At 42.3% G+C, this 11,896-nt stretch carries 9 protein-coding genes and 1 pseudogene; 5 read left to right on the forward strand and 5 right to left on the reverse strand.

The genetic code is table 11. The features are described from left to right. Positions 1 to 87 precede the first annotated feature (87 nt). Positions 88 to 1,659: a metallophosphoesterase family protein gene (locus AC5590_RS07520; RefSeq protein ID WP_169268422.1), complete on the reverse strand. Its 1,572-nt coding sequence runs from the start codon at positions 1,657 to 1,659 to the stop codon at positions 88 to 90. Positions 1,660 to 1,879: 220 nt separating this feature from the next. Then, positions 1,880 to 3,712, reverse strand: a complete 1,833-nt coding sequence (locus tag AC5590_RS07525) for an ABC transporter ATP-binding protein (protein WP_169268423.1) — start codon at positions 3,710 to 3,712, stop codon at positions 1,880 to 1,882. Between the two features lie 404 nt (positions 3,713 to 4,116). Between AC5590_RS07525 and AC5590_RS07530 the strand changes: the two genes are divergently transcribed. Next, on the forward strand, positions 4,117 to 4,380 hold the full coding sequence (locus tag AC5590_RS07530; RefSeq protein ID WP_169268428.1) for a DUF3146 family protein: 264 nt from the start codon (positions 4,117 to 4,119) through the stop codon (positions 4,378 to 4,380). A gap of 48 nt (positions 4,381 to 4,428) precedes the next feature. Here AC5590_RS07530 and AC5590_RS07535 read toward each other — a convergent pair whose 3' ends face one another. After that, positions 4,429 to 4,881 (reverse strand): RuvC family protein, encoded by a 453-nt coding sequence (locus AC5590_RS07535; RefSeq protein WP_169268424.1) that lies wholly within the window; start codon positions 4,879 to 4,881, stop codon positions 4,429 to 4,431. Between the two features lie 399 nt (positions 4,882 to 5,280). Further along, positions 5,281 to 6,774: pseudogene (locus AC5590_RS07540) on the reverse strand (DUF3084 domain-containing protein). 181 nt (positions 6,775 to 6,955) lie between these two features. Here AC5590_RS07540 and AC5590_RS07545 point away from each other — a divergent pair. Continuing rightward, positions 6,956 to 7,213 carry a hypothetical protein gene (locus AC5590_RS07545; RefSeq protein WP_211178738.1) on the forward strand — a complete coding sequence of 86 codons (258 nt, stop codon included), beginning with the start codon at positions 6,956 to 6,958 and terminating at the stop codon, positions 7,211 to 7,213. Between the two features lie 243 nt (positions 7,214 to 7,456). Here AC5590_RS07545 and ntcA read toward each other — a convergent pair whose 3' ends face one another. After that, a complete protein-coding gene (gene ntcA, locus AC5590_RS07550; RefSeq protein ID WP_048867514.1) occupies positions 7,457 to 8,128 on the reverse strand; it encodes a global nitrogen regulator NtcA in 672 nt (223 codons plus the stop codon). A gap of 709 nt (positions 8,129 to 8,837) precedes the next feature. Between ntcA and fabI the strand changes: the two genes are divergently transcribed. The 3 genes from fabI to AC5590_RS07565 all read left to right on the forward strand — a co-directional run bounded on the left by fabI (position 8,838) and on the right by AC5590_RS07565 (position 11,793). Next, the gene (fabI, locus tag AC5590_RS07555) at positions 8,838 to 9,614 is read left to right on the forward strand and encodes an enoyl-ACP reductase FabI (RefSeq protein WP_169268426.1); all 777 of its coding nucleotides are present in this window, start codon (positions 8,838 to 8,840) and stop codon (positions 9,612 to 9,614) included. Positions 9,615 to 9,732: 118 nt separating this feature from the next. Further along, the gene (gene hisB, locus AC5590_RS07560) at positions 9,733 to 10,401 is read left to right on the forward strand and encodes an imidazoleglycerol-phosphate dehydratase HisB (protein ID WP_169268427.1); all 669 of its coding nucleotides are present in this window, start codon (positions 9,733 to 9,735) and stop codon (positions 10,399 to 10,401) included. Positions 10,402 to 10,602: 201 nt separating this feature from the next. Beyond that, the gene (locus AC5590_RS07565; protein WP_246162719.1) at positions 10,603 to 11,793 is read left to right on the forward strand and encodes a fasciclin domain-containing protein; all 1,191 of its coding nucleotides are present in this window, start codon (positions 10,603 to 10,605) and stop codon (positions 11,791 to 11,793) included. Positions 11,794 to 11,896 lie beyond the last annotated feature (103 nt).

The raw sequence follows: 11,896 nt of genomic DNA on the forward strand, positions 1-11,896 counted from the left end.
TAAGGAGAGGGAAAGATTTTAGCGCCGATTCAAGCGAGGGTGAGGTTTTGAACGAAATATGTATACACGGTTCGGTAATCTAAAAACTTAAATTACGAATGGTTCTACATGGCGATCGCACCACTCTCCCATAAACCGTTCAATCACAAATGGTCTAACAATAAGCTTCGGTGGGCGTCCACCTTTAACATCAATACGCACGAAAGAGTATGGTCGTCGCAGGTGCTCATCGTATCCATTGCGACCAATAAAAAGGAATGAATCAGCAACTTTACGGTAAGGATTACCTGGAAGATAATCAAAAGTCTCCATCAATTCTGGTCCTTCATTGCGTTGACGACGGGGATAATGACCGCTTCCACCAGAGATGATACAGTTAATATTCGAGTCAGCATGTCCGGTGTCTGTTGTGCGAAGGTGTTCCAAACAGTGTGCATGACCATTTAAAATCAAATCGACAATTGGACGACCTTGAGTCATCGAACCAAGGGTATTTGCAACTTGATCAAACACCCAACGCAGACAGCGGCGAACTGCTAACGTTTGTGCTTGATGCCATTTGGTCGCCTCGGTGACGTAAGGAGGATGATGGAAATAAATAATACGTCCGCGCACTTCTTCTGTATTCCAAGATAAAATCAGTCTTTGCTTCAGCCAGTTCAGTTGTTCAAAGTCTACGACTGACGACTCATCAGATTTAAGTTGTTTTTCAATATCAATTTTGATCTCATCGATTTGGTATAGTTTCGCTTTGAGGGCATCAAGTTGTTCGGCTTCTTCAGGAATCTCTGGATTAAGCTTCTCGCATATTTCCAGAATTTGGATTTCCTCTTGTTCTATCTCATGCTGACGATGCACCAATTCGCGGCGTTCGGCTTCTCCCTCTTTTGTCGCTGGGAGTGGTGATGGTTCATTAAAAGTATTGGAGTCGAGGGCGAAAAAGTCGATCCCACCGTAACGAAAAGTGTAGTAGCGGTTGGGTAAGCGGGTGAAACGTCCGGGTTCATAACGTAAACAGTGTCCCGTGTCAGTCTTTGCAGTGTAATGCTCATCTAAATGACGTTCCAACTCTTCATCAGAGTCAAATCCTTTGAGATAGTCAAGAAACGCCCGTGCATAAGCATCACCTTTATAAGATCCATGCCAGCCGATCTCGACATTTTTATAGCCAAGTAGGCGACGGAGCGATCGCGTACCTCCAGCAATAAACCGATATATCCCCGGAACATCGTAATAATCATGATTACCCAGAACTGGCAGAATTGGTAGATTAAAGACCATGCGATCGTACGGGATGCGTTTAGGATTTTCGCCACCCACAAGAAACTCGCGGTAAGGTTCAATAAAGTTAGTCGGGTAATACTCATGAGATCCCACCACATAAATGACATCACCCGTATGCAGAACAAAACGGCTCTCCTCTTGATAAGCAAGCATCAATTCAGCAATTTTGCGTTGCGGGTGATGTCCTTGATGTTCTGTAGTGCCGCTATCACCTATAACTATGAAAGAGAATTCTGGATTATCCGAGTTACCATCATCTAAAACCATGCTGGTTTGGTCAATGCCACGTTCGACAACACTCGCATCTCCCCACCGTACCCGTTCCTTCATCTTTTGGACTTTCACAGGAACTGGTGGATCAAATATGAATTTCATAAATTGGTATTCATGAGTTATTAGTCATTTAGTTATTCTCCCATCTAAACCTCCGCAAGGGTACTCCCGCCACACACGAAGTGTTGGGGATAAGCGGGAATTGCGGGGCAATTAAGAGGGCATGCCTGACGGCTACAACTAGTCAGTTATCAGTTATCAGTTATCAGTTACAACAGAAAATACGGCTCTGTTTCTTTTGTTAACTGTTCACTGTTCACTGTTAATGATATCCTGCTGCTTGCAACGAAAATAGTGTTGCATAGCGCTTCTGTGCCTGTAACAACTCCTCATGAGTTCCCTGTTCCACAACCTCCCCAGCTTCGATAACAACAATTTTGTCAGCCATCCGCACCGTAGAGAAGCGGTGAGAGATTAAGAATACCATCTGATTTTTCGTCAAAGTGCGAAAGTGATTGAAAATATCAAATTCTGCTTGGGGATCCATTGCGGATGTCGGTTCATCCAAAACCAAAATATCTGCATGAGTTCGCATAAAAGCACGCGCAAGAGCAATTTTCTGCCACTGACCTCCAGAGAGTTCTTGTCCATCCTTGAACCATTTCCCAAGCTGAGTTTGAAACTTGTCGGGCAAATGTTCAATAAAAGGAAGCGCCATCCCTTTTTGGGCCGCACTCATCCATCGGTTTTTATCTTCAACGTAGTCCACATCCCCCACACCAATATTCTCACCAACAGTAAATTGGTAGCGGACAAAGTTCTGAAAAATCACCCCAATGCGTCGCCGCAGCACATCCACATCCCATTCTTGCAAGTCCAAACCATCTAGTAAAATGCGTCCAGAGTCAGGAGTGTAAAGTTGAGTCAGCAGTTTGATCAGCGTCGTTTTACCAGAACCATTTTCACCAACAATGGCTAACTTCTCTCCCGGTTTCAGGTGCAAAGAAATATTTTTCAGCGCTGGTTGCAAACTTCCTGGATAGGTGAATGATACGTTTTCAAAGCGAATTCCATCTTTAGGTTTTAAGCCTTTGGTAGCTTTGCCTTTTGGCTTTGGAACTTCCTCTTCCAGAAACTCATAAAGATTAGAAAGGTACAAGTTATCCTCATACATTCCCCCAATAGAAGTCAAGGCACTAGAAAATGTAGACTGTCCTTGGCGAAACACGGTGAGATACATCGTCATATCTCCTAAGGAGATTCTGCTTAGAACTGTCTCCACCACAATCCAGGCATAAGCCATGTAAAAAGCTAAAGTACTCAACAAACTCAGCAGATAACCCCACCATCCTCGCCGTAGTGTCAAGTCGCGGTCTTCACCGTAGAGTCTATTAAATAAGCTGTGGTAACGTTCCAGCAACATATCCCCAAGTTGGTAGAGTTTAACCTCCTTAGCAAAGTCTTCTCTAGCCAAAAGAGTTTCCAGGTAATGCTGCTGACGGGTTTCCGGTGCACGCCAACTAAATAAGCGAAAGGCTTGCCCAGCAAACTTCGTTTCAGCAAAGAATGCGGGCATAGCTGCTAAGATGAGCATCAACACCGCCCAAAATGAAAACTTCACCAGCAAAATGCCATAAGTCACAAGTGATAAAGCGCTTTGCACCAAGCCAAAGGTACGATTGACTAAAGACAAGGGACGAATTGATGCTTCTCGTCGTGCATTGGTCAATTTGTCATAAAACTCTGAATCCTCAAACTGTGTGAGGTCGAGTGTCAGGGCTTTTTCCAAAATCAGAACATTGACTCGTTGACCAAGTAGCATTCGCAACAAAGACTGGCAGACGGTGAGTCCTCGCTGACTAGCTGCTAGTAAAGCGACGGCGATCGCCTCTAATCCCACATACATTAAAGGACGATTATTATTGACAAAATCACTGTTATATGATAAGTTGTGAGAATTGAAAACGACGGTATCGACAATTAACTTACCGATATAAGCTATAGCTGCTGGGAAAAGACCAGCCAGCACAGTTAAACTCGCGAAAATAATAGTCAGCGAGCGGCTAGTTGTCCACACCAAACTAATAGCTCGTCCACTGTACCGGAAAACTGCTAGAGATTGGCGCAGGGTGTTACGTTTTTTACGAATCTTCATATTTCTTTTATACTGTAAAATCGCCCCTTATTGCAGTGGTCTGCGCTGAGCGCAGATCGCGTAAGCGTAAGCGCACGCAATCATGCGTTCGCCGTAAGGCATACGCGCAGCGTCTGGGCAGGAGATACAAAGCAGCGTCTCGTAGAGAAGCTATTGCCCCTATCAGGCTGCGAACTGGAAGGTGAGAACCGTTCTGCGCTCGCGCTCACGGCCGAAGCCCCTCGGCTTGAGCCAGGTGCGGTTTTTTATTGTTTATGAACGCAACTTGATATGAGTTGCATTCAAAGGCAATTAGTGGTACGAGAGATTATATCCAAATACACCAATTGGAGTATTTGAGGTATTGTGAATAAATGTAAAGCTATAACAAGTTAGCTTTATTTTTCAACTTGACATACAGCATCGTGAGTGCTAAAGATTTACCAGAAACTACAGCCCATGTCAGAATTATCCGTCAATCTTGGCAAGACGGATTTCTTGAAGGCGAAGTCAGAGCGGGTGACTTTGAATGGCAATTCCAATGGCATTTTCGCCGGGGAGAACTTTCTGTCAAACCTTCTAGAGGGCGTGCTTTGATCAAAGAACCCCTCGGTCGCTTCTTGGAGCAACGAGATTACCAGCTCGAACCAGGAGGAGACTATGCTTTCACTATTCGCGCTCAACTATAGAAACGAAGATTTATCAACTAAACATGTGTTAAAATTTTTAACTTTTAATTATTCATTATTAACCACTGATTCAGTTAAACGATTGAGGTATCTTTCAATTAACAGGATGGCTACAATGTCGTCTATTGGTCGTGGTGGTTGTCGTAAGCCTTGTGGTAGAAGCTTGGCAAGTCCCTTGGGAGGAAACATCTGCCAGTAGCGATCGCGCGCTTCTAAGCTAGTGTAACGCTCATCCACTAAAACGATGTTCAATGGATCTGCTAATTGATTTTGCAGTTCTTGCTTCCAGCGTTTTGCTGTGGTTTGGTCACCCATGACGAGTAAAGAAATGGGGAACTTTTGGCGTAGTGAGATGATGGCGGCGATCGCCTCAGCAGCTAATACGACTTGATGATGGTACAGTTGTCTATCAAGTCCCATCACAGCTAAACCACATTTATCACGACCAGGGTCGAAACCCAAAATAGCTGGTTGGGTTGGTAAAAATTTACGGGCAGTCATAATAAAAATTTAAAATTAACAAGAACGCAAAACCCACAACAAGAGAATTCCCTACAAATTAAATATAAGATTCCTATTTGAGTAAGCAAAGAATTCTTTTTTCTCGATAAATGAATTCAAGCACAACACAGCCGCAACTCACCCACCAGAATTCCCCTCTTATTGACGCGCGATTTCTAAATTTCTTCTGACTACTGATCTTTAACCATTTTTTTGGTCAAAAGTCAACAGTTTTTGGACTGTGGACTTTTGCTCATAGATTATGAAAACTTAACAATTAGTTATATATAGAACTCCTATTTGATTTTTGTTGGCATAGCCTGCACTCTGCGCTTAAAAAAAAACTGTTAACACCTTTATTCCTTCTTCGGTGTTAACAGTTAAGCGTTCCCTAGTAGTTCACGTGCTAAAAATAATCTGCCCGTTTTGGATAGCTATGAGTTTTACTTTCAGTGGTCCTGCTGTATATGTATCCTCTACAGCAACAGCTTTGATCTCAATTGGCTGGTTGTACTGTCTCAACTGGGCGATAAAGCGAATGAAAGTCCCATCTATTTGAATACTTTCTAAAATACCAGCGTTACGAGCGCGAAATTGCGAAGCAGAAATCAGCTGTTCTAGCCGCTGTCGCAGTTGAAAAGATGTCATCGTTTTGGGATCTGCGCTTGTTGTTGCTATGACTTGATCTTTGGTAAAAACGACTTGATTGCGTGCTGCATCAGCAAAAAATGCAATCTGCTTTTCTCCCCTGACGTAATTGCCAGCAGAAAAAATTCTTACCACATATTCTCGACCATCATTAATTTGCTTGCTTAATTGATCAACCTGCTCATTTGTCACTTGTAAGATTTGCAAATTTGCTGGATTAGGAGCACCAGGCTCACTTAATTAGATGGTAGCGTTTCGATTAGCTTCCTGTAAAAGTTGAACGATCAACTGACGCCCTACAACAGGTTGTTCCACACGAAAAACGCCTGTAGCAAGAACTTGACCGCGAACCAGTGCGAGTTTTCCTAAACGCAGGTCACGGTAAGATTGGTAATATTTCTCCAGCCTTGCGACTTCCTGTTCCAGATAGTCTTGTTGTGTTTCCAATTCTTTGAGGCGAGATTCCCGTTGAGCAATCACTTGCTCTCGCGCGGCTATTGCTGTGTTTCGCTTTTTAATGAGTTGATCCAGTTCGGCTATTTTTTGATCCCGTTGTTGAACAGCTTGCTGTCGATTGGCTAGTTCGCGATCGCGTTTCTCAATAGCTGTTTTGGCTTGCGAAATCGCTTTTCTTGCTTCTTCATACAGTCGTTGGCGTTCTACCTTTCTTTTTTCAATTTCCACCAGCAGCTTTTTTTTCTCATTGTCAACGCTTTGAAGTTCCGCTATGGCTTGTTTATAGCTAGCGACTGCTTGACTGAGTTGGTTTTGTGTGCCCTGAAGTTGAGCTTGAGTTTGAGCTTGTTGGCTTATGGTACGGTTTAGTTGAGTCTGAGTTTCTTGCTGTTTAGTGTTTGCCTCACGTAAGGACTGATTCGTTTGCTGCAAGCGCTCTTGTTGAGCTTTTTGTTCTTTTCGAGCTTGTTCTAGCTCACCTTTAGTGTCTTCTAGCTGTTTTGCAGTTGTGTTGAGTTGTTCGCGCTTGCGCCTGAGATCTTTTTGAATACTCTCTAGTTTAAATACTCCTGTACGCAATCCATCGTCGGCAGCAAATAAAATTCCTAAGGTTGATGCCGAGACCAAAGTACCTGTCAGAATAGTTATCAGTACTGCCGTATTTTTTGGACGCAGGTTGAACAGGGAGAGGCGAGCCTTGCCAACTCGTGTGCCAATGCGATCGCCCACGGTGGCAATGACGCCTCCCAAAATTAAAATTGCCGCTATTAGGATGTACCCGGTGGTCATCTTTTCCTACCGATGAAATCCTTCCAGATACAGCCTACTACTTCCAGTCATTATCTGTGGGAAATTGATGTAAGCCAAGCATTGACATGACGCAATCTTCACTAGTCTTTATTCCTGATTTAAACAAAGTTCAACAAATCCCACGAACACTTGCTATTTCACTCACGTACAATATAAGGCTTTGTGTGCAAAGCTGCACTTACAACGGGCAAAGCCTATACTCAACCCAAAAGTCACTTCCCAAAGCGCACCAAAAGTATGCGCGGGTTCTCTTCAGATGCGCTTTGGCTCACCAAGCTATCGGCGGGAGCAATGCAGGGGCTTTCGCTACCTTTTACTTACTTTATGGGCATTTACAAGTCAGTCACTCATGGGCGATCGCCCACAACCAAGCATGAAAATCTATTTTCAAGCTAGCCGTGATGAACTGCCTCACTAGAACAGATGAAAATTTTTCTTTTCTTCTGAGTTCTGAGTTCTGAGTTCTATTTTCAAGCTAGAAAACTATGCATGGCAGTTGCTTACAGAGGTTGATACACGCCTGGTTACTCACAAACGCACCAAGCTTATTGCAACAAGGACGGTATTGTCGATGTCAGTTGTAGTAAGTGACGTTTATGAGTCATTTTTCTGACTTTTTTATCTAACTCAGAAATGACTGTTCATAGCTAGTGAACTTTGTTTAGGTAAATTGGCGACTTAAGGTAACAGGCTTATGAACAGTAATCTTTTTCTTGTGTATTGAAATCATTTTTTTCTCGCGCAAGTCACCTAGTAATCTAGTGACAGTCACGCGAGTCGAACCAATTGCTTCAGCGATCGCTTGATGAGAGAGCTTGAGATCAATTGTGATTCCATCCGCACAAGGAACACCAAAATCACGACAGAGAATTAACAAAAAACTTACCAATCTAGAACCCATATCTCTGTGAGCGAGTGTTTCTATCATCATCTCTGTCTGTAATATCCGCGAAGACAATCCTCGCAGCATTAACATCGACAGTTCTGGGTTTTCTTTAAGCGCTTGTTCCACCTGTTCAATTGGTGCTGAGAGCAATTCTACAGATGTGAAAGCAACCGCATGGTAAAACCTATCTGACTTGTTTCCTGTCAGCAAGGATAAGACGCCGAAAACACTATTTTCCCGCAGCAGTGCTACGGTTATTTCTTCTCCTGCTTCATAAACTCTGGAGAGCTTAACGGCACCTTTTAATAGAAAATACACTCGTTCGGCGGGATCGCCGGGGAAAAAGATGGTTTTACTACGTTCAAACGTTTCTACAACCGGCGGAAAAGCTCCGGTTGCCATCTGACGAAAAACACTTGCTAGGGCTTTATCTTGTGTCACGAGCATTTACCTTCCCCTACCCAATGCCGGAAAATTTAAAATCGATTTCCTAAGAATACACCTGAAAAATCAAGAACACATTGTCAATGTTTTTGTACTTTCCTATACTTAACCTCACTCACTCATATAGCAATTCTAAACTATTTATGAAATTTCCCATAACGTCACCTGTCATTTTTCCAGTGTTTAGTGTCCAAAGTCATAACAAATCACTAAGAAACGCAACTTGTTTTAACGAGGGGAATCACCAAGGGCGAGATCCTCAAGATGATTCTAACGAGCAGTCTGATAACTCCAATTCGATTGCTCTGTTTATATGTTCATCATGATACATAATTTTTGATGTTTAGATCTAGTCTTTTTTCAAAGTTAATTCTAAATTTTTTTGACTTTTTTTATGAAGTAAAAAAAGTAGACACACTCATTCTGTAGAAGGTGTAAAACTGTAGTTCGTATCTAGTTTCTGGTAGATAGAAAAGAAATTCTATAGACTACCAAATACCTACTCTCTACTACTTACTATTTACCATCCACTATTTACTCCTAAATCAATTATCACTACTATGTTTTGAGCATATATTTAAGAATGGAACGATAATTTTGTGGTATCAAAAGGTAACTCCATAATCCGGTTGACAAATAGTACCCATAACAAAGACAAATCGGTGTCAGATTCTAGTATGCTCAAGCAGGAGTGTTCACATTAAGAATTGATATGCTAGATCTGACCGGAAAAAATGCCTTAGTAACGGGAATTGCAAACAACCGCTCAATCGCTTGGGGGATTGCCCAACAACTGAACGCAGCAGGAGCGAACCTGGGTGTTACCTATTTGCCAGATGAGAAAGGCAAAATGGAGAAAAAAGTCGCAGAGTTGGTAGAACCGCTAAACCCCAGCTTGTTTCTTCCATGTAATGTCCAAAACGACGAGGATCTTAAGTCTACCTTTAATGCGATCAGCGATAAGTGGGGATCTTTAGATATCCTGATCCATTGCCTTGCCTTTGCCAATAAAGAAGACTTGAGTGGAGATTTTAGCCAAACCTCCCGTTCTGGCTTCAATTTGGCTTTAGAAATCAGTACTTACTCCTTAGTGCAACTCGCTGGATACGCAAAACCTTTGATGACTCAAGGAGGAAGTATCCTCACTCTCACTTATCTAGGAGGTGTGCGGGCAATTCCCAACTATAATGTGATGGGAGTTGCCAAAGCAGGGCTAGAAACAAGTGTGCGATACCTCGCTGCCGAAATGGGACCACAAAATATCAGAGTGAATGCCATCTCTGCTGGTCCAATTCGTACTCTAGCCTCTAGTGCCGTAGGAGGAATCTTAGATATGATTCATCATGTGGAGCAGGTGGCTCCTCTACGACGCACTGTCACTCAGCTAGAAGTGGGCAATGCGGCAACTTTCTTGTGCAGTGACCTGGCTAGTGGAATCACTGGGCAAGTGCTTTATGTGGATGCAGGATATGAAATCATGGGTATGTAACGTTAATATTGCTATTTGCTAACCAATAACTACTATTTGTGTATTTACCATTAGTTATTAGGTATTAGCAAATGGCTCTGACCCATTACTACATAATTAAGCATAAGCCAGGTTCTGTATGCAAATAAGCGATTCCTCCAGCACAGACTCCATCCTACGCCAAATTCTCCCCTCACAGCACGAACAACCCCAAGGGGGCACTCGTATTGCCGAAATTAGCCGTAGGACAAGCGAAACGGATGTGTATGTTAAAGTCAACTTGGATGGTACAGGAGTTTGCAATGCAGCAACTGGCATTCCCTTTTTGGATCATATGCTGCATCAAATTTCCTCCCACGGGCTGATTGACCTAGAAGTCAGAGCTACTGGTGATTTACACATCGACGATCACCACAGCAACGAAGATGTTGGTATTACCTTGGGTCAAGCTATTAGCAAGGCCCTTGGTGATAAAAAAGGAATTGTCCGTTTTGGTCATTTTGTTGCGCCTCTTGATGAAGCACTTATTCAAGTGGCGCTAGATTTTTCCGGACGTCCCCACATCAGCTATGGTTTGCAAATTCCTACCCAGCGAGTGGGAACTTATGACACCCAATTAGTACGCGAATTTTTCGTAGCTGTGGTGAACCATAGCCAAATGACGCTACATATCCGTCAATTAGATGGTATGAATTCCCATCACATTATTGAAGCAACATTCAAGGCGTTTGCCAGAGCAACGCGCATGGCACTAGAAATTGATCCGCGTCGTGCTGGTACCATTCCCAGTTCTAAAGGGATGTTGTAAAAAAGCAGGGAAAGCTGCAGGAGTGAGTAAGCGTGCTGCACTGAGGGGATCCACTCCTCGCTTTCACTGCGTAGTCATTAATAAATTTTTACGAAAGGAAATAGTTACCAAAAACAGTTAAATGAATCTGAAGTACGAATAGTTGGGGCTATTCATGATGTTGCTTTTTGATTTTCTTAGGTGAGCCTTTTATAAAGAGCTATGAATTTATCATCCCGGTTTAACCCAGCTTTAGGTCTTGTAGGAACAGTAACTGTTGTACTATTTCAAACTCCAAGTGTCGTTGCATTAACTGCATCAGAAGTCAACAACATTGCCAAACAAATCACAGTTCGTATTGATGGTGCAAACACAGGTTCTGGAGTGATTATCGATAAACAAGGAAACACTTACACTGTGTTAACCAACAGGCATGTTGTAGAATTCCCAGGCAAATATACCATTCAAACACCTGACGGCAAACGCTATTCTTTGAACTCTACGCAAGTCCAATCTATCTCAGGAGTAGACTTGGCAGTATTGCAATTCACTAGTTCAGAACAATACCGCAAAGCAGAAATTGGAAATTCCGATCAGTTAAATGAAGGCATAATAGTTTATGTTGCTGGTTGGGCTGACCCAGATGCTATCAGCACACAACGTAACTATCGTTTTCAAGATGGACGCATTTCTGCACGTTTATCAAATGGCAAAAAAGGTTATAACTTAGTTTATAACAACGTCACTAAAGCAGGAATGAGTGGTGGTCCACTGCTAGATGAACAAGGGCGTTTGGTGGGAATTAATGGGCAAGGTTTACGCGATGTCAGAACTGAAGCAATAGATTTTTTCGGGATTCCTATTAACATTTATTTGAAATTTGCTTCTATGAGACCATCAACCCCAGTTGCTACAGTTTCACAACCACCTATTAACCGTCAATATTATCCACAAACAAGGAGAATAAATTCTGTTACTAACATCAGTGATTATTTAATCGCATCTTCAAAAAGTAACTCATCTCCTGATAATTCTTTTACTTATTTAAATAAAGCTTTAGAAGCTTCTGGTTTAAAAGATACCTTGCGAATGCAAGGCTCTTTTACCTTGTTTGCACCTACTGATGCAGCGATTGCAAAACTCCCGAAAAATACTATGCAGGATTTGTTAAAGCCTGAGAACAAAGAAGTGTTAGTCAAAATTTTGAAATATCATATTGTCTATGGAAAATTATTAAGGAGAAATTTAAGAACAGGTGATTTAAAATCATCTGAAGGTCAAAATATTAGTGTCAAAGTAAATTCTGCAAGTGTTGTAACGGTCAATGATGCGAGATTAATTCAGACTGAGAGCGAAACAAGTAATGGCGTCATTCATGTCATAGATGCTTTAATTTTGCCACCAGACTTATAATTTTTTATGTATCATCACATACAAATAGGACTTACGCACCATCTGTCAGAAACCCGGTTTCTTCGTTCGTATTTGGTTGCGAAACAGACGATTTTTGGTAGAA

It is taken from the genome of Brasilonema octagenarum UFV-OR1, assembly GCF_963888615.1.
Taxonomy (GTDB): Bacteria; Cyanobacteriota; Cyanobacteriia; order Cyanobacteriales; family Nostocaceae; genus Brasilonema; species Brasilonema sennae.

What these genes read in the sequence shown, in the direction of transcription:
- AC5590_RS07520 (WP_169268422.1), bottom strand. Translation starts at nt 1,659, where the DNA reads ATGAAATTCATATTTGATCCACCAGTTCCTGTGAAAGTCCAAAAGATG.
- AC5590_RS07525 (WP_169268423.1), bottom strand. Translation starts at nt 3,712, where the DNA reads ATGAAGATTCGTAAAAAACGTAACACCCTGCGCCAATCTCTAGCAGTT.
- AC5590_RS07535 (WP_169268424.1), bottom strand. Translation starts at nt 4,881, where the DNA reads ATGACTGCCCGTAAATTTTTACCAACCCAACCAGCTATTTTGGGTTTC.
- ntcA (WP_048867514.1), bottom strand. Translation starts at nt 8,128, where the DNA reads ATGCTCGTGACACAAGATAAAGCCCTAGCAAGTGTTTTTCGTCAGATG.
- fabI (WP_169268426.1), top strand. Translation starts at nt 8,838, where the DNA reads ATGCTAGATCTGACCGGAAAAAATGCCTTAGTAACGGGAATTGCAAAC.
- hisB (WP_169268427.1), top strand. Translation starts at nt 9,733, where the DNA reads ATGCAAATAAGCGATTCCTCCAGCACAGACTCCATCCTACGCCAAATT.
- AC5590_RS07565 (WP_246162719.1), top strand. Translation starts at nt 10,603, where the DNA reads ATGAATTTATCATCCCGGTTTAACCCAGCTTTAGGTCTTGTAGGAACA.